18 protein-coding genes and 6 tRNA genes are annotated in these 24,194 nt (G+C 59.1%); 6 read left to right on the top strand and 18 right to left on the bottom strand.

The window, feature by feature from the left end; genetic code table 11:
- Nucleotides 1-66: 66 nt before the first annotated feature.
- The 3 genes from ybeY to miaB form a co-directional block, all read right to left on the bottom strand.
- Nucleotides 67-540 carry an rRNA maturation RNase YbeY gene (gene ybeY / locus C1N62_RS12210; protein WP_137763888.1) on the bottom strand — a complete coding sequence of 158 codons (474 nt, stop codon included), beginning with the start codon at nucleotides 538-540 and terminating at the stop codon, nucleotides 67-69.
- Nucleotides 537-1,637, bottom strand: coding sequence for a PhoH family protein (locus tag C1N62_RS12205; RefSeq protein ID WP_206057752.1), 1,101 nt, complete (start codon nucleotides 1,635-1,637; stop codon nucleotides 537-539). The genes ybeY and C1N62_RS12205 overlap by 4 nt, the downstream gene beginning before the upstream one ends.
- Before the next feature lie 237 nt (nucleotides 1,638-1,874).
- Entirely contained in the window at nucleotides 1,875-3,299 is a 1,425-nt protein-coding gene (gene miaB, locus C1N62_RS12200; protein WP_137763887.1) for a tRNA (N6-isopentenyl adenosine(37)-C2)-methylthiotransferase MiaB, read from the bottom strand.
- A gap of 181 nt (nucleotides 3,300-3,480) precedes the next feature.
- Here miaB and ubiF point away from each other — a divergent pair, with 181 nt between their 5' ends.
- Nucleotides 3,481-4,662, top strand: coding sequence for a 3-demethoxyubiquinol 3-hydroxylase (gene ubiF, locus C1N62_RS12195; protein WP_137763886.1), 1,182 nt, complete (start codon nucleotides 3,481-3,483; stop codon nucleotides 4,660-4,662).
- An 86-nt stretch (nucleotides 4,663-4,748) separates the two neighbouring features.
- Here the strand turns inward: ubiF and C1N62_RS12190 are convergent.
- From C1N62_RS12190 to nagB, 11 genes are all read right to left on the bottom strand, one after another.
- Nucleotides 4,749-4,823: transfer RNA gene (locus C1N62_RS12190), tRNA-Gln, on the bottom strand.
- 6 nt (nucleotides 4,824-4,829) lie between these two features.
- Nucleotides 4,830-4,906, bottom strand: a tRNA-Met gene (locus C1N62_RS12185).
- 73 nt (nucleotides 4,907-4,979) lie between these two features.
- A tRNA-Gln gene (locus C1N62_RS12180) sits at nucleotides 4,980-5,054 on the bottom strand.
- Nucleotides 5,055-5,096: 42 nt separating this feature from the next.
- Nucleotides 5,097-5,171, bottom strand: a tRNA-Gln gene (locus tag C1N62_RS12175).
- Nucleotides 5,172-5,195: 24 nt separating this feature from the next.
- A tRNA-Leu gene (locus tag C1N62_RS12170) sits at nucleotides 5,196-5,280 on the bottom strand.
- Nucleotides 5,281-5,290: 10 nt separating this feature from the next.
- Nucleotides 5,291-5,367, bottom strand: a tRNA-Met gene (locus tag C1N62_RS12165).
- Nucleotides 5,368-5,585: 218 nt separating this feature from the next.
- Nucleotides 5,586-7,247, bottom strand: coding sequence for an asparagine synthase B (gene asnB / locus C1N62_RS12160; protein ID WP_137763885.1), 1,662 nt, complete (start codon nucleotides 7,245-7,247; stop codon nucleotides 5,586-5,588).
- Nucleotides 7,248-7,537: 290 nt separating this feature from the next.
- Nucleotides 7,538-8,290, bottom strand: a complete 753-nt coding sequence (locus C1N62_RS12155) for an HAD-IIA family hydrolase (protein ID WP_137763884.1) — start codon at nucleotides 8,288-8,290, stop codon at nucleotides 7,538-7,540.
- 103 nt (nucleotides 8,291-8,393) lie between these two features.
- Nucleotides 8,394-9,614 carry an N-acetylglucosamine repressor gene (locus C1N62_RS12150; RefSeq protein ID WP_137763883.1) on the bottom strand — a complete coding sequence of 407 codons (1,221 nt, stop codon included), beginning with the start codon at nucleotides 9,612-9,614 and terminating at the stop codon, nucleotides 8,394-8,396.
- Nucleotides 9,615-9,632: 18 nt separating this feature from the next.
- Nucleotides 9,633-10,772 carry an N-acetylglucosamine-6-phosphate deacetylase gene (nagA, locus tag C1N62_RS12145; RefSeq protein ID WP_137763882.1) on the bottom strand — a complete coding sequence of 380 codons (1,140 nt, stop codon included), beginning with the start codon at nucleotides 10,770-10,772 and terminating at the stop codon, nucleotides 9,633-9,635.
- Nucleotides 10,773-10,857: 85 nt separating this feature from the next.
- Complete coding sequence (gene nagB, locus C1N62_RS12140; RefSeq protein ID WP_137763881.1) at nucleotides 10,858-11,658, bottom strand: glucosamine-6-phosphate deaminase; 801 nt, start codon at nucleotides 11,656-11,658, stop codon at nucleotides 10,858-10,860.
- 314 nt (nucleotides 11,659-11,972) lie between these two features.
- On the opposite strand from nagB, the gene nagE reads away from it, so the two are divergent.
- The 4 genes from nagE (at nucleotide 11,973) to C1N62_RS12120 (ending at nucleotide 20,290) form a co-directional block, all read left to right on the top strand.
- Nucleotides 11,973-13,928 (top strand): PTS N-acetyl glucosamine transporter subunit IIABC, encoded by a 1,956-nt coding sequence (gene nagE, locus C1N62_RS12135; protein ID WP_137765002.1) that lies wholly within the window; start codon nucleotides 11,973-11,975, stop codon nucleotides 13,926-13,928.
- 167 nt (nucleotides 13,929-14,095) lie between these two features.
- The gene (gene glnS, locus C1N62_RS12130) at nucleotides 14,096-15,766 is read left to right on the top strand and encodes a glutamine--tRNA ligase (RefSeq protein WP_137763880.1); all 1,671 of its coding nucleotides are present in this window, start codon (nucleotides 14,096-14,098) and stop codon (nucleotides 15,764-15,766) included.
- Nucleotides 15,767-16,128: 362 nt separating this feature from the next.
- Nucleotides 16,129-17,571: an OprD family outer membrane porin gene (locus tag C1N62_RS12125; RefSeq protein WP_137763879.1), complete on the top strand. Its 1,443-nt coding sequence runs from the start codon at nucleotides 16,129-16,131 to the stop codon at nucleotides 17,569-17,571.
- A gap of 49 nt (nucleotides 17,572-17,620) precedes the next feature.
- Nucleotides 17,621-20,290, top strand: coding sequence for a beta-N-acetylhexosaminidase (locus C1N62_RS12120; protein ID WP_370465565.1), 2,670 nt, complete (start codon nucleotides 17,621-17,623; stop codon nucleotides 20,288-20,290).
- 146 nt (nucleotides 20,291-20,436) lie between these two features.
- On the opposite strand, the gene fur is transcribed toward C1N62_RS12120, so the two are convergent.
- From fur to ybfE, 3 genes are all read right to left on the bottom strand, one after another.
- Entirely contained in the window at nucleotides 20,437-20,880 is a 444-nt protein-coding gene (gene fur, locus C1N62_RS12115) for a ferric iron uptake transcriptional regulator (RefSeq protein WP_137763877.1), read from the bottom strand.
- 304 nt (nucleotides 20,881-21,184) lie between these two features.
- On the bottom strand, nucleotides 21,185-21,712 hold the full coding sequence (gene fldA, locus C1N62_RS12110; protein ID WP_137763876.1) for a flavodoxin FldA: 528 nt from the start codon (nucleotides 21,710-21,712) through the stop codon (nucleotides 21,185-21,187).
- Between the two features lie 316 nt (nucleotides 21,713-22,028).
- On the bottom strand, nucleotides 22,029-22,316 hold the full coding sequence (gene ybfE / locus C1N62_RS12105) for a LexA regulated protein (RefSeq protein WP_137763875.1): 288 nt from the start codon (nucleotides 22,314-22,316) through the stop codon (nucleotides 22,029-22,031).
- A gap of 365 nt (nucleotides 22,317-22,681) precedes the next feature.
- On the opposite strand from ybfE, the gene C1N62_RS12100 reads away from it, so the two are divergent.
- Nucleotides 22,682-23,233, top strand: a complete 552-nt coding sequence (locus tag C1N62_RS12100; RefSeq protein WP_240775696.1) for a hypothetical protein — start codon at nucleotides 22,682-22,684, stop codon at nucleotides 23,231-23,233.
- A gap of 7 nt (nucleotides 23,234-23,240) precedes the next feature.
- Here C1N62_RS12100 and ybfF read toward each other — a convergent pair whose 3' ends face one another.
- On the bottom strand, nucleotides 23,241-24,008 hold the full coding sequence (gene ybfF / locus C1N62_RS12095) for an esterase (RefSeq protein WP_137763873.1): 768 nt from the start codon (nucleotides 24,006-24,008) through the stop codon (nucleotides 23,241-23,243).
- Between the last annotated feature and the right edge of the window lie 186 nt (nucleotides 24,009-24,194).

Below are 24,194 nucleotides of genomic sequence, written 5' to 3'. Positions count from 1 at the left end.
CGCGGCGTTTGTCGCCGGTTTCCGGCCGGATCGGGCACGAAAAACGCCGCGCGTCATCAGTTCACGTCAGGCATCGTCTTTTTCAGACAGGTAGGGGTCAGGGTAACCCATCCCTTGCATGATCTCTGTCTCCAAAGATTCCATCTCTTCGGCCTCTTCGTCAACAATATGATCGTACCCTAGCAGATGCAGCGTGCCGTGGACAACCATATGTGCCCAGTGGGCCTCCAACGCCTTCTCCTGCTCCTTGGCTTCCTGCTCCACCACCTGACGGCAGATGATCAGGTCGCCAAGCAGCGGCATCTCGATGCCCGGCGGGGCTTCGAACGGGAAGGAGAGCACGTTGGTCGGCTTGTCCTTGCCACGGTAGGTGAGGTTCAGCTCATGGCTCTCCGCCTCATCCACCAGACGGATGGTCACTTCGGACTCCTCCTGGAACTGCGGCAAAACGGTATCAAGCCAGCGCTGGAAATCAGCCTCGGCTGGCAGGCCGGCCGTCTCTTCACACGCAATTTGCAGATCAAGAATCACGTTGCTCATGGGGCCTCCTGCGGCGGCACGGCGGAGGCAGCCTGCTGTTGGGCATAGGCTTGCGTCTCACGTCGGCGCTGCTCCGCTTGGGCATCTCTGCGCTTTTGATCCTCGGCTTCCCACGCCTCATAGGCGATGACCACGCGGGCCACCACCGGGTGGCGTACCACGTCCTCGCTGTGGAAGAAGTTGAAACTGATCTCTTCCACGTTGGCCAGCACCTCAATGGCGTGGCGCAGGCCCGATTTCTGGTTGCGCGGCAAGTCAATCTGCGTGACGTCGCCGGTGATCACTGCCTTGGAGTTGAAGCCAATGCGCGTCAGGAACATCTTCATCTGTTCGATGGTGGTGTTCTGGCTCTCATCGAGGATGATAAAGGCATCATTCAGCGTGCGGCCACGCATGTAGGCAAGCGGTGCCACCTCAATCACGTTGCGCTCAATCAGTTTTTCAACCCGCTCGAAGCCGAGCATCTCAAACAGCGCGTCATACAGCGGGCGCAGGTAGGGGTCTACTTTCTGGCTGAGGTCGCCGGGCAGGAAGCCCAGCTTCTCACCGGCCTCTACCGCCGGGCGGGTCAGCAGGATGCGGCGCACTTCCTGACGCTCCAACGCGTCCACCGCCGCGGCCACCGCCAGGTAGGTCTTCCCGGTACCGGCCGGGCCGATGCCGAAGGTGATGTCATGGTCCAGGATGTTGGCGACATATTGCGCCTGATTGGGCGTACGCGGCTTCACCACCCCACGCTTGGTGCGGATGGTCACGGCCTTGCCGTAGTCAGGCACGCTCTCCGCGCTCTGCTCCAGCACGCGGCTCTCTTTAATCGCCAGGTGAATCTGTTCCGGGTCGATATCTTTGATCTCACCGCGAACCGGCGCCGTCTCCACGTAGAGATGGCGCAAAATGTCGATGGCGGCATTGACGATCAGGCTTTTGCCGACCAGTTTGAACTGGTTGTCACGGTGGTTAATCTCGATACCCAACCGGCGTTCAAGGTGTTTGATATTGTCATCAAACGGCCCGCACAGGCTCAGTAAGCGCTGGTTGTCGGCGGGTTCTAGCAGGATTTCTTGTGTCTCGACGTTCAAGCTGTTCCTCTGGGTCACATAGGGCCTGTTGATAGAGAAAAGTGCACTCTGCCGGAGTTCCGGCATAGGGTAATCATACATGCCATTTTCCCCTTCTTCCTCTTTCTGGCAAGGGAGCAGAGCGCCTGGAGTATGAATATGAGGGTTAAATCGAAAAAATAAATGGTTGGCTGCAAGAAGTTTCCTGCGCCCGCGAGGCGGGTTCCAGCCGGGCAGGGGAAGGAGAGGGCGCACCGGGCGCCCTCTGGGGAGGCGTTATGGCTGGTGGAGGCCGACGCCCAGCTCGCTCTCTTTACGGGTACGGGCAATGACCGAGGAGGGGGACTCATGGATGCGCAGGTTCATCTGCTCCTCCGTGAGCACCACCACGCCGCGCAGGGAGTTGGCATAGACATCCACAATCTCCACGTCCACGAACTTGCCAATCATGTCTGGCGTGCCCTCAAAGTTGACCACGCGGTTGTTTTCGGTGCGGCCCGTCAGCTCCATCAGGCTCTTGCGTGACGGCCCCTCCACCAAAATACGCTGGACGGTGCCAACCATCTGGCGGCTGAACTGCATCACGTGCTGGTTGATGCGATCCTGAAGAATATGCAGGCGCTGCTTCTTCTCCTCCTCGCTGACGTCATCCACCATGTCCGCCGCCGGTGTGCCGGGGCGCGCGGAGTAGATGAAGCTGTAGCTCACATCGAAATTGATCTCGGCAATCAGCTTCATGGTCTGCTCAAAGTCTGCCTGCGTCTCGCCGGGGAAGCCGACGATAAAGTCAGAACTGATGTGGATGTCCGGGCGCGCCTGACGCAGCTTGCGAATGGTGGCCTTGTACTCCAGCGCGGTGTGGGCGCGCTTCATCATGGTCAGCACCCGGTCAGAGCCGCTCTGCACCGGCAGGTGCAAGAAGCTCACCAGCTCCGGCGTGTCACGGTAGACATCAATGATGTCGTCGGTGAACTCAATCGGGTGGCTGGTGGTGAAGCGCAGGCGGTCAATGCCATCAATCGCCGCCACCAGCCGCAACAGGTCGGCAAAGGTGCAGAGGGAGCCATCGAAATTCAGGCCGCGATAGGCATTGACGTTCTGCCCCAGCAGGTTGACCTCACGCACACCCTGCGCCGCCAGTTGGGCAATCTCAAACAGGATGTCATCGCTCGGGCGGCTCACCTCTTCACCACGGGTGTAGGGCACCACGCAGAAGCTGCAATACTTGTTGCAGCCCTCCATGATGGAGACAAAGGCAGTCGGGCCGTCGGCGCGCGGCTCCGGCAGGCGGTCAAACTTCTCAATCTCCGGGAAGCTGATGTCCACGATCGGGCTGCGGGTGCCCTGCACATGGTTGATCATCTCCGGCAGGCGGTGCAGGGTTTGAGGCCCGAACACGATGTCCACGCAGGGCGCGCGCTGGCGCAGGAATTTGCCCTCTTGGGAGGCCACGCAGCCGCCGACGCCAATCACCAGCCCCGGCTTCGCCTCTTTCAGCTGCCGCCAGCGGCCCAGCAGAGCAAACACTTTTTCCTGCGCCTTTTCACGGATCGAACAGGTATTGAGCAGCAGAAGATCGGCGTCCTCTGCGTTCTCTGTCAGCTCATAACCATGAGTGCTGGCTAACAGGTCAGCCATCTTCGATGAATCGTACTCGTTCATCTGACAGCCCCAGGTTTTAATATGCAGTTTTTTGGTCATTGACGTGCCATTACTCAATGCGGAAGAGAAAGCTTCTCGGGTAAGCTTGGGTTGCAGGGCTGCTATTCTAATCGCTCACCGCGGTGGTGACCAGTGTGGGAAAACCGGGGTGTGCCTGTTGCAGGCAGAAAAATCCGGTACACTTCCTGATGTTGTCATCACAATTTGGTATCTAGCCATTATGAAGAGTTCAGAGAATCAGTCAGACATTGCGGTGGTGGGCGGCGGCATGGTTGGCGCGGCAGCCGCGCTGGGGCTGGCTGAGCAGGGGTTCCGCGTCGCCCTGCTGGAACATGCCGCCCCGGCGGAGTTCGATCCGCAAAGCGCGCCTGACCTGCGCATTTCAGCGCTGGGGAGCGCCTCGGTCAGGTTGCTCGACCAGCTGGGTGCCTGGCAGGCGGTGAAGCAGATGCGCTGCGCGCCCTATCGCCGGCTGGAGACCTGGGAGATGCCCGGCTCAGAGGTGGTGTTTGACGCGGCGGCGCTCGGCCTGCCGGAGCTGGGGTATATGGTGGAGAACCCGGTGCTGCAACGCGCGCTCTGGCAGCGGGCGCAGCAACAGCCCCGCATCAGCCTGCACTGCCCGGCCTCTTTGCAGGGGATGGCGCGTGAGGCGGATGGCTGGGCGTTGACGCTGGCCGATGGGCAGGTGATTTCGGCACGGCTGGTGATAGGTGCGGATGGCGCGCAGTCGCAGGTGCGGCAGCTGGCGGGCATTGGCGTCAATGGCTGGCAGTATCGCCACGCCTGTATGCTGATCAGTGTTGAAACCGAACAGCCAGATCAGGATGCCACCTGGCAACAGTTCTTTCCCAGCGGCCCGCGCGCCTTCCTGCCGCTGTGTGGCCGTTATGCGTCGCTGGTGTGGTATGACAGCCCAGCGCGCATCCGCTACCTGCAATCCTTGCCGATGGCGCAATTGAGCCGCGAGATTGAGCAGGCCTTCCCGGCCCGCGTCGGCAAGGTGACCGCGCTGGCCGCCGGTGCCTTTCCATTGACGCGCCGCCATGCCCATAACTATGTGCAGCCAGGTCTGGCGTTGGTGGGCGATGCGGCCCACACCATCAATCCATTGGCGGGGCAGGGCGTTAACCTTGGCTACCGCGACGTGGAGGCGCTGATCGATGTGCTGGCGACTGCCCGTGAACGTGGTGAATCATGGGCGGGTGCGGAGGTGCTGGGGCGTTACCAGCAGCGCCGCAAGCTGGATAACCTGATGATGCAGAGCGGCATGGATCTCTTCTACACCGCGTTTAGCAACGATCTGGCACCGGTGCGCATGGTGCGCAATGCGGCGTTGATGCTGGCGCAGCGGGGCGGACGGCTAAAGGAGCGGGCATTACGCTACGCGCTGGGGCTGTAAGGGCAGGGCCGGGCAGTGTCCCGGCCTTTTTATCTGCTCTGAACGCAGAAAAGCAAAAAGCCCGCCGAAGCGAGCTTTTTGTTTTTTGGCTGGGGTACCAGGATTCGAACCTGGGAATGCCGGAATCAGAATCCGGTGCCTTACCGCTTGGCGATACCCCAATAAATTGGTGGCTACGACGGGAATCGAACCTGTGACCCCAGCATTATGAGTGCTGTGCTCTAACCAGCTGAGCTACGTAGCCAAATTGTACTTCTGTGTGCTTGCGCTGCTATATATATTACATATCAACGTCTTAATTGCAACTCTTTGTTGTTTGGCTGGGGTACCTGGATTCGAACCAGGGAATGCCGGTATCAAAAACCGGTGCCTTACCGCTTGGCGATACCCCAACTGGAGTCAACAACAAAAATACTGCATTCTTCCGAAGAAGATGGCTGGGGTACCTGGATTCGAACCAGGGAATGCCGGTATCAAAAACCGGTGCCTTACCGCTTGGCGATACCCCATCCGTACAACAACGTGAAGAGAAATGGTGCGGGAGGCGAGACTTGAACTCGCACACCTTGCGGCGCCAGAACCTAAATCTGGTGCGTCTACCAATTTCGCCACTCCCGCAACAAAAAGATGGTGGCTACGACGGGATTCGAACCTGTGACCCCAGCATTATGAGTGCTGTGCTCTAACCAGCTGAGCTACGTAGCCATCTTTTTTCGCGTTACCTTCATCGGCGTTGCGGGGCGCATTATGCGTATATGACCGAATTGCGTCAACAAGTTTTTTCCCGAAAAATCGCATCCTGATGCTGTTTGTCTGGCTTGTGTACAGTATGCTGACAAATTCGTCAAAAAGTGTCATTTATCACGCAATTGGGGCATAAAAAAACGGGCCATAGAGGCCCGTTATGGAAAAACAGGAGATGACTAGTAGGCGGACTGGTGTACGCCCACTGCGCGGCCAGACGGGTCATCCATCTTTTTGAACGATTCATCCCACTCAATGGCCTTGGCGGAGGAGCAGGCCACCGACGGGCCGCCCGGTACGCACTCGGCTGCGCTCGGCACCGGGAACAGCTCTTCAAAGATCGTCCGGTAGAGGTAACCCTCTTTTGAGGACGGGGTGTTGTACGGGAAGCGGAAGTGTGCCGTCTCCAGCTGCTGGTCAGTGATCTGTTGTGCCGCCACCTCTTTCAGGGTGTCGATCCAGCTGTAGCCCACGCCGTCAGAGAATTGCTCTTTCTGGCGCCACGCCACGCTCTCCGGCAAGTAGGATTCAAAGCACTCACGCAGGATGTGCTTCTCCATCTTGCCGTTGCCGCACATTTTGTCCTGCGGGTTGATGCGCATCGCCACGTCCAGGAACTTCTTGTCCAGGAAGGGTACGCGCGCTTCCACGCCCCAGGCAGCCATCGCCTTGTTGGCGCGGGCGCAGTCATACATATGCAACGCCAGCAGCTTGCGCACGGTCTCTTCGTGGAACTCTTTGGCATTCGGCGCTTTGTGGAAGTAGAGGTAGCCGCCAAACACTTCGTCCGCCCCTTCGCCAGAGAGCACCATCTTGATGCCCATCGCCTTGATCTTGCGTGACATCAGATACATCGGCGTGGAGGCGCGGATGGTGGTCACGTCATAGGTTTCGATGTGGTAGATCACGTCACGGATGGCGTCGAGGCCCTCTTGCACTGTGAAGTGGATCTCATGGTGCACGGTGCCCAGATGGTTAGCCACCTCTTGCGCGGCGCGCAGGTCGGGCGAACCCTCCAGACCGACGGCAAAGGAGTGCAGTTGCGGCCACCAGGCTTCGCTGCGGCTGTCATCCTCGACGCGGTGACCCGCATATTTCTTGGTGATCGCCGAAATAATCGAGGAGTCCAGACCGCCAGAGAGCAGCACGCCATAAGGCACGTCAGTCATCAGGTGGCTTTTCACGGACTCTTCCAGCGCGGTGCGCAGGGCAGCAGCGTCAGTGACGTTATCTTTCACGTTCTCATAGTCAAACCAGTCGCGGCGATAATACTCACGCACGGTGCCATCCTGGCTCCACAGGTAGCTGCCGGCCGGGAACTCTTTGATGGTTTTGCACACCGGCACCAGCGACTTCATCTCAGAGGCGACAAACAGGTTGCCGTGCTCATCGTGGCCCATATAGAGCGGGATGATGCCGAGGTGGTCGCGGCCAATCAGGTAGGCATCGCGCTCGGTGTCATAAAGGATGAAGGCAAACATCCCCTGCAACTCGTCCAGAAACTCCGGGCCTTTCTCTTGATAGAGCGCCAGGATCACTTCGCAGTCGGAACCGGTCTGGAAGGCGTAACGGTCGCCCAACTCCTGACGCAGCGCCTGATGGTTGTAGATTTCGCCGTTCACCGCCAGCACATGGGTGTGGGCAGGGTTGTAGAGAGGTTGTGCGCCAGTGTTGACGTCGACGATGGAAAGACGCTCGTGGGCCAGAATGGCCTTGTCACCCGCGAAGACCCCAGACCAGTCCGGCCCACGGTGACGCATCAGGCGGGAGAGCTCCAGCGCTTTTTTGCGCAGTTCAGAAGCATCAGTTTTGATATCGAGCACACCAAAAATAGAACACATATAACTTCTCCTAACGACCTTTCCAAAGCGGTAATGATGTGATGTAGGCAGCGTCTGGCTAAGAAATCCCCGGCTGCTTGTCTGATTAAGAACATGCGCCAAAACCTGCAGATGATGCAAGCGATTTAGCGTTGAGGGGTAAAATAGTTCATTGACCCCTGAACATTCTTAGCGGATCTGCAATTTAATGGGGGATAAATTAGGGATTGTTCAATTTTTACGGCAGGCGCGGCAAAAGGGGAAAAGTGCATAGGAGCGGGGCGCCTGCTACTGACCGGCGCCCCATGCAGTTAAATGACGTCAATCTCTGCCACGGAAGGGTAGATCCAAGTCGGGCGGAACGGCATGGTGTCCACGTCACTGAGGGTCGAGACGCCAGAGAGCACCAGAATGGTCTCCAGCCCAGCCTGGAAGCCAGCCAGAATGTCGGTACGCAGGTTGTCGCCGACAATGACTGTATCCTCAGAGTGCGCCTGCATTTTGTTGAGGGCTGAGCGGATGATCCACGGGCTGGGCTTGCCGACGTAGAACGGCTTGCGGCCGGTAATCTTCTCAATCGGGGCGCAGAGCGCGCCGCAGGCCGGGAAGAAGCCACGCCCGTGGGTGTCCGGGTTGGTAGCGATAAAACGCGCGCCGTTGGAGACGAAGTAGGAGGCCTTGTGGATCATGTCGAAGTTATAGGAGCGGGTTTCGCCAACGATCACAAAGTCAGGGTTGATGTCAGTGATGGTGAAGCCCGCTTTATACAGCTCATGAATCAGCGCGCCCTCGCCAATCACATAGGCTTTCTTGCCCTCCTGGCGGCGCAGGAAGTCGGCGGTCGCCATTGCCGAGGTAAAGAAAGCGCTGTCTGGCACCTCAATGCCCGCTGCCAGAAAGCGGTTCGCCAGATCCTGGGCGGTTTGGGAGGGGTAGTTGGTGAGAATCACCAGTGGCATACCCTGCTCCTGCACGCGCGCCAAAAAGGCCGCCGCGCCGGGGACTGCGGTGTTGTCGTGCATCAGCACGCCATCAATATCACAAATTACATTCTTTATTGTCATGGGCTGCATACTCGCGTTGGATAAGGGCGGCGTGGCCTGCCCCGTCGGCCGCCTTTCCAGGCCGAAGGTCAACAGTATAGGCCAGCGCCGCAGCGAAAGTGTGTCAGGATTCCAGCAGGCGTTGCAGCAGGACGCCATTTAGCATGGCGCGTTTGACCAGCGCAAAGGCACCAATAGAGGATCGATGGTTCAGCTCAGAGGTAACGATGGGCAGGTTATGGCGGAAATCTTTCAACACCTGCGTATTGATGCACCCCTGAATGGCGGGCAGCAGCACCTTCTCTGCCTCAGTGATCTCACCAGCCAGCACCACTTTTTGTGGGTTGAACAGGTTGATGGCGATGGCGATGGCCTTGCCAAGGTAGCGGCCAACATTTTCGATCACCTCCACTGCCAGCGGATCGCCACGGTTGGCGGCCTTGCAGATGGCAGCAATGCTGTGATCCTCCAGCGTCAGCTTGCTGGGGTAACCTTGGGTCAGCAGGTGGCGCACCCGGTTCTCAATCGCCGCATTGGCCGCGATGGTCTCCAGACAGCCGAAGTTGCCGCAGTGGCAGCGTTCGCCAAGCGGGTCTACCTGAATATGGCCTATCTCGCCAACGTTACCGTTGCTACCGAGGAAAATTTGCCCATTCACCAAAATGCCAGCGCCGGTTCCACGGTGCAGGCGAACCAGAATGGAGTCGCCGCAGTCGCGGGTTGCACCAAAGTAGTGCTCCGCCAGCGCCAGACTGCGAATATCATGGCCAACAAAGCTGGTGGTACCGAAGCGCTGCTGCAACTTTTCCACCAATTGCCAGTTGCTGACCTGGATATGCGGCATGTAACGCACCACGCCGTGCTCCGGGTTCACCAAGCCGGGCACAATCACCGCGATGGCAATCAGCTCACGCAGCTTGCGCTGATTCTCTTCGATAAAGCGCGCCAGCGCGGCAAATAGCGCCTCCTCGAGTGTCTCTTGGGTGCGCTGGGGCAGGGGGTAAGAGGACTCGCTTAACGCCTTGCCGCCCATGTCATACAGGGTGATGGTGGCATCATGGCGGCCCAGCCGCACGCCGAGGGCATGGAAGTGGCGGGTCTCGGTGATGATGGAGATGGCACGGCGGCCACCGGTGGACGCCTGCTGGTCCACTTCGCGGATCAGGCCGCGTTCCAGCAGTTGGCGGGTAATTTTGGTGACGCTGGCCGGCGCCAGTTGGCTCAATTCCGCAATCTGGATGCGTGAGATCGGCCCCTGTTGATCAATCAGCCGGTAGACGGCCGCGCCATTCAACTGCTTGACCAGATCAACGTTTCCGATTTGTGACTGCCCGCCGGTGCCCATGTCCTTACCCGCTCATGATTAAACGCCGTTACCGTTAACAAACGTTTTGGTGATAGTAAAATCGCGGTCAAATGCTGTCAGGTTGGCGACCTTGCCGACCTCCAGCGTGCCTAATCTGGCTTCCACGCCGATTGCCCGCGCCGGGTAGAGAGTCGCCATGCGCAGGGCTTCATCCAGGGCGATGCCAGCATGTTCGACGCTGTTGCAGACTGCTTCGATCATGGTCAGTGCAGAACCGCTCAGCGTGCCGTTGTCATCCACGCATAACCCATTGCGATAGTATATTGTTTTGCCAGCAAAAATGAACTGGTCAATGTCAGCGCCCGCCGGGGCGGTGGCGTCGGTGACCAGCACCAGCTTGTCACCCTTGAGCCGTTTGGCGTTACGGATGCTGGCCCAGGCAACGTGGTGGCCGTCAGCAATGATGCCGCTGTAAACCTCTGGGGTATCAAAAATTGCCCCCATCAGCCCCGGCTCACGACCCGTCAGGTAGGGCATAGCATTATAGAGGTGCGTCGCGAAGCTGACGCCAGCGGCGAAGCCCTTGCGCGCCTCATCATAGGTGGCGTTGGAGTGGCCAGCGGAGACCACGATCCCAGCCTGATGCAGCTGGCGGATCACGCTGGCGTCCACGCGCTCCGGTGCCAGCGTCACCTTGGCGATCACATCGGCGTTCTCGCACAGGTAGTCAATCATCGCGGCATCCGGCGTGCGGATGAAGTCCGGGTTGTGGGTGCCCTTCTTCAGCGGGTTGAGGTACGGCCCTTCCAGATGCAAACCAAGCGCCTGATTCTGGTGCTGTTGCAGGTAGGCGCGCATCACGTCCACGCCGTGGCGCATATGCTCATCACTGCAGGTAATGAGCGTCGGCAGGTAGCTGGTGCAGCCCGACTTCTCATTCGCCTTCTGCATAATCTCCAGCGTCTGCGTTGAGATGGCCTCCAGCGAGTCATTGAACTGCACGCCGCCGCAGCCGTTAAGCTGCAGATCGATAAATCCGGGGGCCAGGTTCGCACCGTCCAGATCGAAGGTTTGGATGCCAGTCGGCAGCTCCGCTTCCGGGCAAATTTTGCTGATCATGCCGTTTTCAATGACCACGGCATGGCCATCCAGAATGTCATGGCCGGTATAGAGTCGGCCGTGGATTAACGCGTACATCTTCGCCCCCTGATTACTTAGACGTTTACTGATTTGACCATCCTGTCATGCCAGCGGACGCAACGCCCCCGCTGGCCGCAAGAGATTACAGATCTTTTATGTTTTCCGCTTCCAGCTCGCGGAAATATTTCACGGTTTTTACCTTCAGCTCCATGGTGGAAGGCTCATCGCACACCACCACCGCTTTCGGGTGCAGTTGCAGACAGCTGATAGTCCACATATGGTTAATGTTGCCCTCTACCGCCGCCTGCAATGCCTGCGCCTTCAGGTGGCCGGTCACCAGAATCATCACCTCTTCGGCATCCAGCAGGGTGCCGACGCCCACGGTCAGGGCATATTTGGGCACCTGGCCGACATCACCGCCAAAGAAGCGGGAGTTGGCGATGCGGGTATCTTCCGTCAGCGTCTTGATGCGGGTACGTGAGGCCAGCGAGGAGGCTGGCTCATTAAAGGCGATGTGGCCGTCATTGCCCACGCCACCCATAAACAGATGGATCTTGCCGTAGGACTTAATTTTCGCCTCGTAACGGCGGCACTCCTCATCCACATCGTCGGCATTGCCGTTAAGCAGGTTGATGTTCTCGGCCGGAATATCCACATGGTCGAAGAAGTTGCGGTACATGAAGCTATGGTAGCTCTCGGGATGTTGCTGTGGCAGGCCCACGTACTCATCCATATTGAAGGTTACCACATGTTGGAAACTGACCTGGCCCGCTTTGTGCATGGCGATGAGGTGCTTGTAGGCTTCGAGTGGGGTGCCGCCGGTCGGCAGGCCCAGCAGGAAGGGGCGATCGGCAGTGGGGTTGAAGGCATTGATGCGATTGACGATGTGACGCGCTGCCCATTTGCCAACTTCTGCAGGGGATTTTAGTGGGATTAATCTCATTATTCACCTCTTAAATGCTTGAAATAAAGATATACTGCCAACCGACAGAATCCGTGGTGCCTGACCCATCGCTACCGGTGCCGCCAGGGTCGCTTCGATTTTTCGGATAATAAAATAAGTTTTGCACGTTGACCAGTGTATCGCCAGTAAAAGTGGGGTTCAGGGTGACTTGACTCACAAAATCCGCGCTTTTAATTTGCGATACGAATTAATTTTTTTACACTCCGCGTAGCAGTCGTTTTCAATACTAAAGCGTAGTTATTAAGTACAGACACCGCTTGAATCGTCCGCCAACGGACACATAGGGGGAAATGGTGAATATTCTGGGATTTTTCCAACGTTTAGGCAGATCGCTTCAGTTGCCTATTGCGGTTTTGCCGGTCGCCGCGCTGTTGTTGCGGTTTGGCCAGCCAGATCTGCTAAACATGCCGTTCATCGCCCAGGCGGGCGGAGCGATCTTCGATAACCTGGCGCTGATCTTTGCCATTGGCGTGGCGTCCACCTGGTCCAAGGACAACGCCGGTTCCGCGGCGTTGGCAGGCGCAGTAGGCTACTTCGTGCTGACGAAGGCGATGGTCACCATCAACCCGGCCATCAATATGGGCGTGCTGGCGGGGATTATCACCGGTCTGGTAGGCGGCATGGTCTACAACCGCTGGGCCGACATCAAGCTGCCGGACTTCCTGAGCTTCTTTGGTGGCAAGCGCTTTGTGCCGATCGCCACGGGCTTCTTCTGTCTGGTGCTGGCGGCCATCTTCGGCTACGTCTGGCCACCGGTACAGGACGCTATCCGCGCTGGCGGCGAGTGGATTGTGTCGGCGGGCGCGTTCGGTGCCGGGATCTTCGGTTTCGTCAACCGTCTGTTGATCCCAACCGGCCTGCATCAGGTGCTGAACACCATCGCATGGTTCCAGATTGGTGACTTCACCAACGCGGCTGGCACGGTATTCCACGGCGACATCAACCGCTTCTACGCCGGTGACACCACCGCGGGGATGTTCATGTCCGGCTTCTTCCCGATCATGATGTTCGGTCTGCCGGGCGCAGCGCTGGCGATGTATCTGGCGGCACCGAAAGCGCGTCGTCCGATGGTGGGCGGGATGCTGCTCTCCGTGGCCGTCACGGCGTTCCTGACGGGCGTCACGGAGCCGCTGGAGTTCCTGTTCATGTTCCTTGCGCCGCTGCTCTATCTGCTGCACGCGCTGTTGACCGGTATCAGCCTGTTTGTCGCCACCACACTGGACATCCACGCGGGCTTCTCCTTCTCCGCCGGGGCGATTGACTATGCGTTGATGTTCAACCTGCCAGCGGCCAGCAGCAACGTCTGGATGTTGCTGGTGATGGGGCTGGTGGCCTTCGCCATCTACTTCGTGGTGTTCAGCGCGGTAATCCGCATGTTCAACCTGAAAACACCGGGGCGTGAGGATCAAACGGCCACGGCGCAGCCCGCGTCTGCGGCGGCCGGTGAAGAGGGGCTGGATGGGCTGTCACGCAGCTACATCAGTGCCATCGGCGGCTCTGCCAACCTGAAGGGCATTGATGCCTGCATCACCCGCCTGCGCCTGACCGTTGAGGACGCCGGGCTGGTAAACGATGCCGAGTGCAAACGTCTGGGCGCGTCGGGCGTGGTCAAACTGAACAAGAAGAGCATTCAGGTGATTGTCGGGGCGAAAGCGGAGTCGATTGCGGACTCCATGAAACGCCTGCTGGCGGCTGGGCCAGTGGCGGCGACAGCACCCGCCGCCGCGCCTGCCGCGGCCAAAGCGCGCCCATCCAAGGGCACCAAGCAGGATAGCGCGCTGAAAGCCGTGGTGGAAAGTCTGGTGGCCCCGGTGTCGGGTGAAGTCATGCCGCTCTCGGCAGTGCCGGATGAGGCGTTCGCCAGCGGGGCGGTCGGCGAGGGCGTCGCCATCAAACCGACCGACAAGCGGGTGGTCGCGCCCGCAGATGGCACGGTGGTGAAGATCTTCAACACTAACCACGCCTTCTGTCTGGAGACCAACAATGGTGCCGAGGTAGTGGTGCACATGGGCATCGATACCGTTGGGCTGGATGGCAAAGGCTTCACCCGTCTGGTGGAGGAGGGGACAGTGGTCACCGCCGGCCAGCCGGTACTGGAGATGGATCTGCCGTTCCTGGAGGCCCATGCGCGTTCGATGATAAGCCCGGTGGTGGTCAGCAATGCGGATGACTTCTCAGCAGTCACCACGCTGGCCAGCGGCCAGGTCATCGCCGGCCAGACCAAACTGATTGATCTGCAAGGCAAGTAAATCCACTGCTTTTCATCATCATGGCAACGGGAGGGGAGCAATCCCCTCCCGTTGTGCTTTTTGCCGGCATGTCCGCCGGATTTTCTGCAACAAACGGTTGTGTCCCAGCGTGGCTTGTTGGAACATAAGCGGTTATCTGTAGTGCTTTCGCATAGAGGAATTGAGCGATGAGTGAGGCTGAAGCCCGCCCAACAAATTTTATTCGTCAGATTATTGATGAAGATCTGGCATCCGGTAAACACGCCAGCGTGCATACCCGTTTTCCGCCTGAGCCTAACGGCTATTTGCACATCGGCCATGCCAAGTCGATCTGCCTGAACTTTGGCATTGCGAAAGATTATCAGGGCCAGTGCAACCTGCGTTTCGATGACACCAATCCGGTGAAAGAGGATATCGAGTACGTCGAATCCATCAAACGTGACGTGCAGTGGCTGGGCTTTACCTGGAGCGGTGACGTCTGCTACTCCTCCGACTATTTCGACCAGCTGCACGCCTACGCCGTGGAGCTGATCGGCAAGGGGCTGGCCTATGTGGACGAGCTTTCGCCGGATGAGATCCGCGAATACCGCGGTACCCTGACGTCGCCGGGCAAAAACAGCCCTTACCGCGATCGCAGCGTCGAAGAGAACATGGCGCTGTTCGAAAAGATGCGCAACGGCGGTTTCGCCGAGGGTGCGGCCTGCCTGCGCGCCAAAATCGATATGGCCTCGCCATTTATCGTGATGCGTGACCCGGTGCTGTACCGCATCAAGTTCGCGGAACACCACCAGACCGGCAAAAAGTGGTGCATCTACCCGATGTATGACTTTACCCACTGCATCTCCGATGCGCTCGAGGGGATCACCCACTCCCTCTGTACGCTGGAGTTCCAGGACAACCGCCGCCTGTATGACTGGGTGCTGGACAACATCACCATCCCGTGCCACCCGCGCCAGTATGAGTTTTCGCGTCTCAACCTTGAGTACGCCATCATGTCCAAGCGCAAGCTGAACCTGCTGGTGACCGAGAAGATCGTGGAAGGGTGGGATGACCCGCGTATGCCGACCATCTCTGGCCTGCGCCGCCGTGGTTACACCGCAGCCTCCATCCGTGAGTTTTGCCGCCGCATTGGCGTCACCAAGCAGACCAACAACGTCGAAATGATGGCGCTGGAGTCCTGCATCCGTGACGAACTGAATGAGGATGCGCCGCGCGCGATGGCCGTGATCAACCCGGTGAAGGTGATCATCGAGAACTTCGATGCTGACCAGACCCTCTCCGTGACCATGCCCAACCATCCGAACAAACCGGAGATGGGCGAGCGCGAAGTGCCGTTCAGCCGTGAAATCTACATCGATCAGGCTGACTTCCGTGAGGAAGCCAACAAGCAGTACAAGCGTCTGGTGCTCGGTAAGGAAGTGCGCCTGCGCAACGCCTACGTCATCAAGGCAGAGCGGATTGAGAAAGATGCGGATGGCAACATCACCACCATCTTCTGCCACTATGACCCGGAGACCCTGAGCAAGGATCCGGCGGATGGCCGCAAGGTGAAGGGTGTGATCCACTGGGTCTCCGCTGCCCACGCGGTGCCGGCAGAGTTCCGCCTGTATGACCGCCTGTTCAGCGAAGCCAATCCGGGTGCGGCCGAGGACTTCCTCGCCACCATCAACCCGGAGTCACTGGTGATTGCCAACGGTTTCGTTGAGCCATCTCTGGCGACAGCCCAACCGGAAGTGGCCTACCAGTTTGAGCGTGAAGGTTACTTCTGCGCCGACAGCCGCTACTCCAGCGCTGAGAAACTGGTGTTCAACCGCACCGTGGGCCTGCGCGACACTTGGGCGGCAAAAGCCACTGCCTGATTGTTGAGAGCCTGAAAAGCGTGGCAACTGCCACGCTTTTTCTTTATTTTCTTTGTGAATTAAGCGCGAAGGCGCCGCCCTCCAAATTATCACTCCCTTTGATACCCCTTCTTTAAGCTATTTCCCTGATTGATCGTTAAATAAATCAACCCGCTACAGTCGCGCACTGGTTGTACTCAACGGCCGTTACCTTTCTGTGCACTTTGTCATAAAGCGTAAAGTTTACTCACTCCCTACGTTGATAATTCGCGTCGCGAAAAATAGATTAGCCCATGCGCCATGTGGGGTTATTGCCTGGCTTTGGTGCATTTGCCGGCCGTTAATGTGGCTGGGAGGCTTTTTTTCGTCAAAGAGGAGTTGCTATGGTTACGCCAAACAGACAGCGTAACGGGCTGCTGATCGTCAGCAGTTTGTTGGCTGGAGCAGCGGGGCTGGCCGCCCCAGAGGCGGAAGCGGAGGGGTTTATTGAAGACTCCACGCTCTCCGGCGGGATCTACTACTGGCAGCGCGAGCGCGACCGCCGGGATCTCAACCCGACCAAAACAGTGGACGCCCCGGATGGCTCACCCACCGCCATCGCCAACCCGGACTATGATCGCTACGCCACCAATCTGTCGCACTCCACCGCCAACCTGAACCTCGACTTCTCCTCCGGCTACGCCTGGGACATGTTTGGTGTCGATTTGGCGGCGTTTACCGCCATTGAGCTGGCCGAGTCCAGCGACAGCACCCACCCGAACGAAATCGCTTTCTCCACCAGCAACCGCGCCTATGAAGAGGATTATGGCGGCGACAAGAGCGGCGTCAGCCTCTACCGTGCGGCGGCGAAATTCAAAGCGGGCGGCGCGTGGGCACAGGCCGGTTATATCCAGCCGAAAGGGCAAACCCTGCTGGCACCGCACTGGAGCTTTATGCCCGGCACTTATCGCGGCGTCGAGATGGGCTACCAAAAGGATTTCCAGCAGGCGGGCGAACTGAGCTTCTCCTACATGTGGGCGGATGAGTACAAATCGCCGTGGCACCTGGAGATGGATGATTTCCGTCAGGCCGATCGGCAGACGCAGATCGATTACTTACACTCACTGGGCGCGAAGTATGATTTTAAAAATGATTTTGTGCTGGAGGCGGCCTACGGCCAGGCTGAAGGTTACGTCGATCAATATTTCCTGAAAGGATCTTACACGATCCCGGTTGCTGGCAGCCCACTGGATCTCTCCTACCAATTTTACGGGGCAGAGGATCGTCTGAGCAACAAAGACGATCCTAACAGTCTCTACGATGGGCTGGCGTGGTTGCAAGCGCTGACCTTCGGTTACCAGACCGGCCCGGCCACCTGGCGGCTGGAGGGCACGATGGTCAAGGCCGAGGGCAATCAGGGCTACTTCCTGCAACGCATGACGCCCACCTACGCCACTTCCAACGGCCGGCTGGATATCTGGTGGGACAACCGCTCTGACTTCAACGCCAACGGTGAAAAGGCGATCTATGCCGGTGTGATGGTGGATCTGAAGCGTTGGAACCTGCCCGGCGTGTCGGTTGGCGGATCGGTGGTCTACGCATGGGACGCCCGCCCCAGCAGCAACCCCATCTATGACCAGAGCCAGCGGCTGAAAGAGAGCGCCTGGAGCCTGGACGCGGTTTATACCGTGCAGGATGGGCGCGCCAAGGATACCCAAATCAAGCTGCACTACACCCAGTACAACAACCACTCTGACTTGCCGAGCTGGGGTGGGGGTTACGGCAACATCTTCCAGGATGAGAAAGACGTCAAGTTCATCGTGATCGCACCCTTCACGCTATTTTAACCATGCGGCAGGGTGCCGCCGCTGGCGCGCCCACCGCCCCAGACTGAGGTTGAACACCATGAAATTCACACCCACTGCGCTCTCCGCCGCGCTGTTTGCCCTGATGCTGACTACCCCCGCCCAAGCGGGCCAGCAGACGGTCGATCGCATCAGCGCCTTCACGTTGCACTACCAGATCAATGACAACCAAGCCGGCCAGCATGGCACCGACTGCCGCTCGCTGGGAGCTGACTGGGCCGCCTGCAACACCGTCACCCTGACGCTGAGCAACCCCGGCGGCGCGGTCAATGACCGCGACTGGGCAATCTACTTCCACAGTGTGCGGCAGGTGCTACAGGTTACCGATCCGCAATTTACCGTCACTCGCCTGACCGGTGACCTGCACCGCCTGACGCCGACCGCCGCCTTCAAGGGATTCCCGGCCAAGGGCCGCACCGACATCCCGATGGTGGTGGAGTACTGGCAGGTCGCCAACAGCGACATCATGCCGCGCTGGTACGTCACCGCTGAGGGCGCGGAACCGAAAATCATCCGCAACACCGATACCGAGGATGTCTCCCAATTTGTCGGCGAGATCACGCCAGCGAACCTGAAGCGCGCCCCGGAAGATAACAACATTGCGATGACCCCGACCACCCGTTTTGTGAAAAACCGCGATGTCGCGCAGGTGCCTGCCGCCTCGCTGCGTGGGCAGATCATGCCGACGCCGTTGCAGGTGAAGGTGAGCGCTGGCGACGTGGTGCTGGACAAAGGATTGGCGGCTGACCTGACAGCGCTGCCGATGCCGTCACAGCAGGCGGTACGGGCACGCATGGCGCTGCTGGGCCTGACGGAGCAGCCCGGCGGCTACCCGCTCTCCACCCGCATTGACCGCAACGCCTTCAGCGGCAAGCAGGCGGTCGATGGGGCCTATCGGCTGGTGATTGGCGAGCGCGGCGCGGAGGTGGTGGGTTTCGACCACAGCGGTGTCTTCTACGGCGTGCAGTCACTGCTCTCTTTGGTGCCGGTCAACGGCGAGAAGCGCATTGCCCAGCTGACGGCTGAGGATGCGCCGCGCTTCCCCTACCGGGGGATGCACATGGACGTGGGCCGCAATTTCCACAGCAAGGCGGCAGTGTTGCGGCTGCTGGATGAGATGGCGGCCTACAAGCTCAACACCTTCCAGTTCCATTTGAGTGATGATGAGGGCTGGCGCATTGAGATCCCCGGCCTGCCGGAGCTGACGGAGATTGGCAGCAAGCGCTGCCACGACCTGAAAGAGACGCGCTGCCTGCTACCACAACTGGGATCTGGCCCCTTTAGCAACAACAACGGCAGCGGCTACTTCAGCCGGGCGGATTATATTGAGATTGTGAAGTACGCGCAGGCGCGGCAGATTCAGGTGATCCCAGAGATAGACATGCCGGCCCACGCGCGGGCGGCGGTGGTCTCGATGGAGGCACGCTACCAGCGGTTGCAACAGGCTGGCAAACTGGAAGAGGCGGAGGCCTACCGGCTGCTCGACCCGACCGACACCTCCAATACTACCTCGGTGCAGTACTACGATCGCCGCAGCTACCTCAACCCCTGTATGCCGTCGTCGCTGCGCTTTGTTGACAAGGTGATTGGCGAGATTGCTGCCATGCACCGGGAGGCGGGGCAGCCGCTCACCACCTGGCACTTTGGCGGTGATGAGGCGAAAAACATCCGCCTTGGGCCGGGCTACCAAGATCTGAAAGCGCCAGCAGACCCGACGAAAGGGGCCATCGACCTGAGCAAAGAGGATCTGCCGTGGTCGAAATCGCAGGTGTGCCAGACGCTGGTCAAATCGGGCGGGGCCACGGCCTTTGACCACCTCTCCAGCTACTTTGCCATTGAGGTCAGCAAGCTGGTCAAGGCGCACGGCATCGATCGGATGCAGGCCTGGCAGGATGGCCTGAAGGATGCGAAAGATGCCCGCGCCTTCGCCACCCCGCGTGTGGGGGTGAACTTCTGGGATACGCTCTACTGGGGCGGGGCGCAGACCGCCGGCGAGTGGGCAGCCAAGGGTTATGAGATCACCCTCTCCAACCCTGACTACCTCTACTTTGACAAACCCTACGAGGTCAGCGCCCGTGAGCCGGGTTACTACTGGGCCACGCGCGCCAGCGATGAAGCCAAGATCTTCAGCTTCGCGCCGGACAACCTGCCGCAGAACGCCGAGACCTCCGTTGATCGCGACGGCAACGCCTTCACCGCCCGCGGCGATGCCCCGTGGCCGGGCGCGCACGGCATGTCCGGGCAGGCGTGGAGCGAAACCATCCGCACCGACAGCGACCTGGAGTACCGCATCTACCCGCGCCTGATGGTGCTGGCGGAGCGCGCCTGGCACCGCGCCGACTGGGAACTGCCGTACCAGCCTGGCCGGGAGTTCCAGGGCGGCAAGACCCATTGGGTCAACCGTGACCAACTGGCCGCCGACTGGCAGCGCTTCGCCAACCTGATGGGGCAGCGTGAGATCGCGAAGCTGGATCGGCAGGGTGTCGCCTACCGGCTGCCCGTGCCGGGCGCGCGCATCAATACCGGCGTGCTGGAGGCAAACGTGGCGCTGCCGGGGCTGGTTATCCAATACTCCGTGGATGGCAAAAACTGGCAGGCGTATAACCCGCAAGCCAAGCCCACGGTAGGGGAGAAGGCGTGGGTGCGCACTCTCAGCCCGGATGGCAAGCGCGTCAGCCGCAGTGAGGAGGTCGCCCTCTGACGATATGGTCCCGCCCGGCCAGCGCGCCGGGCGGACAACAGGCGAAAAAAAACCGCATCAATGCGGTTTTCACTGGCAGTTGCCTGCCGCTCCCGTGCTGACGGGAGCTTTATACTGCGGGGGGCGTCCTGCGTCCCGCAGGTTGGTTACTTGTCGTGCAAACCTTCGTTTTCGCGACAATCACCGGCTTCACAATGACCATAGAGGTAGAGGCTATGGTTGGTCAGCTTGATGCCATGTTTCTTGGCAATTTCACGCTGGCGGATCTCAATAGATTCATCACTGAATTCAATCACTTTACCGCAATCAAGGCAGATCAGGTGATCGTGGTGCTGCTGCTGCGTCAGCTCGAATACGGACTTGCCGCCTTCAAAGTTGTGACGGGTCACGATGCCAGCGTCGTCGAACTGGTTCAGCACGCGGTAAACCGTGGCCAGACCAATCTCTTCGCCCATATCAATCAGCTTCTTATAAAGATCTTCCGCACTGACATGATGGCATTCCGGATCTTGCAGCACTTCCAGGATCTTAAGTCTGGGAAGCGTGACTTTCAGGCCGGCCTTCTTTAATGCGGTGTTATTGTCAGTCATGCGGATTCTGTCCTGTTACTATGCTATTCACGTTGAGGCATACAGCCTATGACATCAGGCGGCGCAACGGTTTTAATTGCGTCTCATTATAGAACTCACGGGTTCAAAAGAAAACGCCGCCTGTTAACGCCGTTCGCGCTACTGTTAATGCACTGTTGCAACGCGTTGATGGATAGGAAATACACCGGCGCCAGTGTACCCCGATACTGTATAAAGTTACAAACTTGTAGCCGATCTTTTGGCGTCTGGCGGGATAAATCCGGCCCGTTCGGTCAGAAATCGACACCCCGGGCCGTGAGGGGGCTTAGCCGATGATCTCGGCCAGGCTCAGCTCTTCGGAGATCTGCTTCACCCAAGCATCGACGCGCTCGTTGGTCAGCTCCGGCTGGCGGTCTTCGTCAATGGCCAGACCAATGAAGTGGCTGTCGTCGGCCAGGCCCTTGGAGGCCTCAAAGTGGTAGCCAGCTACCGGCCAGTGGCCGACCAGCGTCGCGCCGCGCGGCTCGATGATGTCACGCACGGTGCCCATCGCGTCGCAGAAGTACTCCGCGTAATCTTCCTGGTCGCCGCAGCCAAACAGCGCCACCAGCTTGCCGTTGAAGTCGATCTCTTCCAGCGTCGGGAAGAAGTCATCCCAGTCACACTGCGCTTCGCCGTAATACCAGGTCGGGATGCCCAGCAGCAGGATGTCAAACTTTTCCAGATCTTCTTTGCTGCTCTTGGCGATGTCATGCACTTCCGCCACATCGGCACCCAGTTGCTTCTGGATCATTTTGGCGATGTTCTCAGTGTTTCCGGTGTCAGATCCGAAGAAGATTCCCACTACGGCCATATAATTCTTTAACCTCTTGTTCTTAATTAATTTACCTGCCATTGACAGGTGCGGATGCTGCTGATGATAGCAAAGTCACCGCGGGGTGAACATCATCACGCCGCCGCGCCCTGGGAGCCAGCCGGCTTCCCAACAGCCAGAATGGTCAAATATTCTATCGGCCAAATGGCGCGGGTGTTATCGCCTTTGTGTGCTTGCGGCGCTTTTTTCCTGCATTGGTGCCCTGCGATCAAAGACATCCGCGGGCAAGCGTGAGGGAGGGCGGGGGAGGGGGCAGGGCCATGCTGGCGGCGAACGTGTCACCGCCGGCAGGCCGTCAGGCGTCGTCTTGCTGCTTGCGCAGTTGCGCCAGCAGCATCTGCTCAATCAGCTCGCTGCGGCTGATGTTCTGCTGCTCCGCCAGCTTATTGAGCGCGTCCACGGCGTCCGCGTTGATCTTCAGCTCCACCCGGCGCAAGCCCCGCACCTTGTCGCGTCGCAACTGGTTACGTTTGTTGATCCTGAGCTGTTCATCACGGGAGAGTGGATTGGTTTTTGGGCGTCCCGGCCGGCGTTCATCTGCGAACAGATCCAGCGTGGTGCGATCCGTTTGTTCTTTTGCCATAGGTAGAGGTACGACTAAGGAGTCAACATCTGCCTGTGCCTGAGCACAGCCGGATGGCTCGGTGAATACATGTTGAGGTCAATCAACCTTAACCCACTTTACCGCCGCCGCGCGGCGTAACCGACGCAGACGGGGCAAGACATAGCGCGCCATAATACCCCAGCACGCGCGGCCTGAACAATGCCTAACTGCCTGTTCGGCTTCATCTGTTGGCGTTTCACCCCGTTTCTCACTCCGTGCGATCGATCGGGGCGGCAGGTGCCAGACGTGGAAAAACCTGACAGAATACGCGCCTTCTGCTCAGGGATTAAGCATAAATGTTTGATATAAAAGATTTTAAACCATTTTTACCCGTGATGATTGCCATGTTGGTAGGGGGATGTGGCGCGCAGGGCGACACCGCCGCCCAGCAGCGTCAGGCCATCCAGACGCTCAAGCAGGAGACGCTGAAAGAGGTGCGCGCCCGCTACCCAGAGGCGGCCAACGCACTGGCCCACGCCAGCGGCTACGGGGTATTTGCCGCCAACAGCAGCAAAATCATGGTGGTGGGATTGGGGTCGGGCTATGGCGTGGTACATGACAACCGCAGTGGGCGTGAGACCTACATGAAGATGGCACAGGCCGGTGCCGGGCTGGGGCTGGGCATCAACCAAACGCGGACGCTGATGGTGTTCCACACCCCTGAGAGCCTGCATGGCTTTATCGACAATGGCGTGATGGTCGGGGCCAGCGCGCAGGCGGCAGCCAAGTATCAGGACAAGGGTAAGGCGCTCTCTGGCAAGGCGATCAATGACGCCCTGCCAGAGGAGTTGCGTGCCGCCAGCGGCGTCAGCCTCTATCAGGTGACAGACAACGGGCTGGTGGCGCAGGCGATGGTCAACGGCTACAAGTACTGGCCGGACAGCGCGCTGAACTGAGGGCCGGTCAGGCTTCCGTCAGGAAGCGATCGATAGCGCGCAGCACCGCCTCGGGTTTTTCCGCATGGACCCAGTGGCCGGTGCCAGCCACCACGTGGGCGCGCGCCTGTGGGAACTGGCGCGCAATCTCATCGCGGTAGCTCTCCTTGATATAGGGGGAGAGGCCGCCGCGGATGAACAGCGTCCGGTGCGGCCAGGTGGGGATCGGCTCCCAGCCAGTGATGTGCGCATACTGCTCCCACAGCACCGGCACATTGAAGCGCCACTCGCCCTCATGGAACGACTTCAGCAGGAACTGGATGACCCCCTCCTCAGCGAGATGGTCACGCATCAGGGCAGCGGCGGCGCTGCGCTGGGTGATGCCCGCCTCGCTCACCGCCCGGATGGCGGCGAAGATCTCGTCGTGGCGACGGGTCTGGTAGTCCACTGGCGCGACGTCAATCACCACCAGCTTGTCCACCACTTCCGGGGCGATGGCGGTGAGCGCCATCGCCGCCTTGCCGCCCATCGAGTGACCAATCACGATGGCGCGCGGGATAGCCAGCTCCTCAAGCAACTGCTTCAGGTCGGCGGCCATCTCCGGGTAGCGCATACCCGGCGCGCGTGGCGAAAGGCCGTGGTTGCGCATATCGACCTGCACAATCGGGTGGCGGTCGCGCAGGCCGCGCGCCAGGATGCCAAGGTTATCCAGGCTGCCGAACAGGCCGTGAATCAGCACCACCGGCAACGCCCCCGCCGGCGAGTGTTCAGTTTGTAAGCGATAATTCAATTTCATAGCGAAGTTCGTACTGAGAGACAATCCGCTTAGGGTATCATGGCAAACAGCGATCTTCCCCATGATTGAGAGACGGCAATGCGCCCGGCGACGTAGCAAATTTGGGTAATAGTCTGCATTTTAGGCACGACCTGAAGGAAGCTGTTCGCGAAACCGGATTAGCTTGTATACTCTTTTCGATTGAAT

The organism is Nissabacter sp. SGAir0207 (assembly GCF_005491205.1).
Lineage (GTDB): Bacteria > Pseudomonadota > Gammaproteobacteria > Enterobacterales > Enterobacteriaceae > Chimaeribacter.
The sequence above is the reverse complement of the archived record's forward strand: the minus strand, read 5'-3'. Positions and strand labels throughout refer to the sequence as shown.

Excerpts from the sequence above, each read along its gene's own strand:
- asnB (WP_137763885.1), bottom strand. The coding sequence starts at position 7,247 with ATGTGTTCTATTTTTGGTGTGCTCGATATCAAAACTGATGCTTCTGAA.
- ybeY (WP_137763888.1), bottom strand. The coding sequence starts at position 540 with ATGAGCAACGTGATTCTTGATCTGCAAATTGCGTGTGAAGAGACGGCC.
- nagA (WP_137763882.1), bottom strand. The coding sequence starts at position 10,772 with ATGTACGCGTTAATCCACGGCCGACTCTATACCGGCCATGACATTCTG.
- C1N62_RS12150 (WP_137763883.1), bottom strand. The coding sequence starts at position 9,614 with ATGGGCACCGGCGGGCAGTCACAAATCGGAAACGTTGATCTGGTCAAG.
- miaB (WP_137763887.1), bottom strand. The coding sequence starts at position 3,299 with ATGACCAAAAAACTGCATATTAAAACCTGGGGCTGTCAGATGAACGAG.
- nagB (WP_137763881.1), bottom strand. The coding sequence starts at position 11,658 with ATGAGATTAATCCCACTAAAATCCCCTGCAGAAGTTGGCAAATGGGCA.
- fldA (WP_137763876.1), bottom strand. The coding sequence starts at position 21,712 with ATGGCCGTAGTGGGAATCTTCTTCGGATCTGACACCGGAAACACTGAG.
- glnS (WP_137763880.1), top strand. The coding sequence starts at position 14,096 with ATGAGTGAGGCTGAAGCCCGCCCAACAAATTTTATTCGTCAGATTATT.
- ubiF (WP_137763886.1), top strand. The coding sequence starts at position 3,481 with ATGAAGAGTTCAGAGAATCAGTCAGACATTGCGGTGGTGGGCGGCGGC.
- ybfF (WP_137763873.1), bottom strand. The coding sequence starts at position 24,008 with ATGAAATTGAATTATCGCTTACAAACTGAACACTCGCCGGCGGGGGCG.
- C1N62_RS12125 (WP_137763879.1), top strand. The coding sequence starts at position 16,129 with ATGGTTACGCCAAACAGACAGCGTAACGGGCTGCTGATCGTCAGCAGT.
- C1N62_RS12100 (WP_240775696.1), top strand. The coding sequence starts at position 22,682 with ATGTTGGTAGGGGGATGTGGCGCGCAGGGCGACACCGCCGCCCAGCAG.
- fur (WP_137763877.1), bottom strand. The coding sequence starts at position 20,880 with ATGACTGACAATAACACCGCATTAAAGAAGGCCGGCCTGAAAGTCACG.
- C1N62_RS12155 (WP_137763884.1), bottom strand. The coding sequence starts at position 8,290 with ATGACAATAAAGAATGTAATTTGTGATATTGATGGCGTGCTGATGCAC.
- ybfE (WP_137763875.1), bottom strand. The coding sequence starts at position 22,316 with ATGGCAAAAGAACAAACGGATCGCACCACGCTGGATCTGTTCGCAGAT.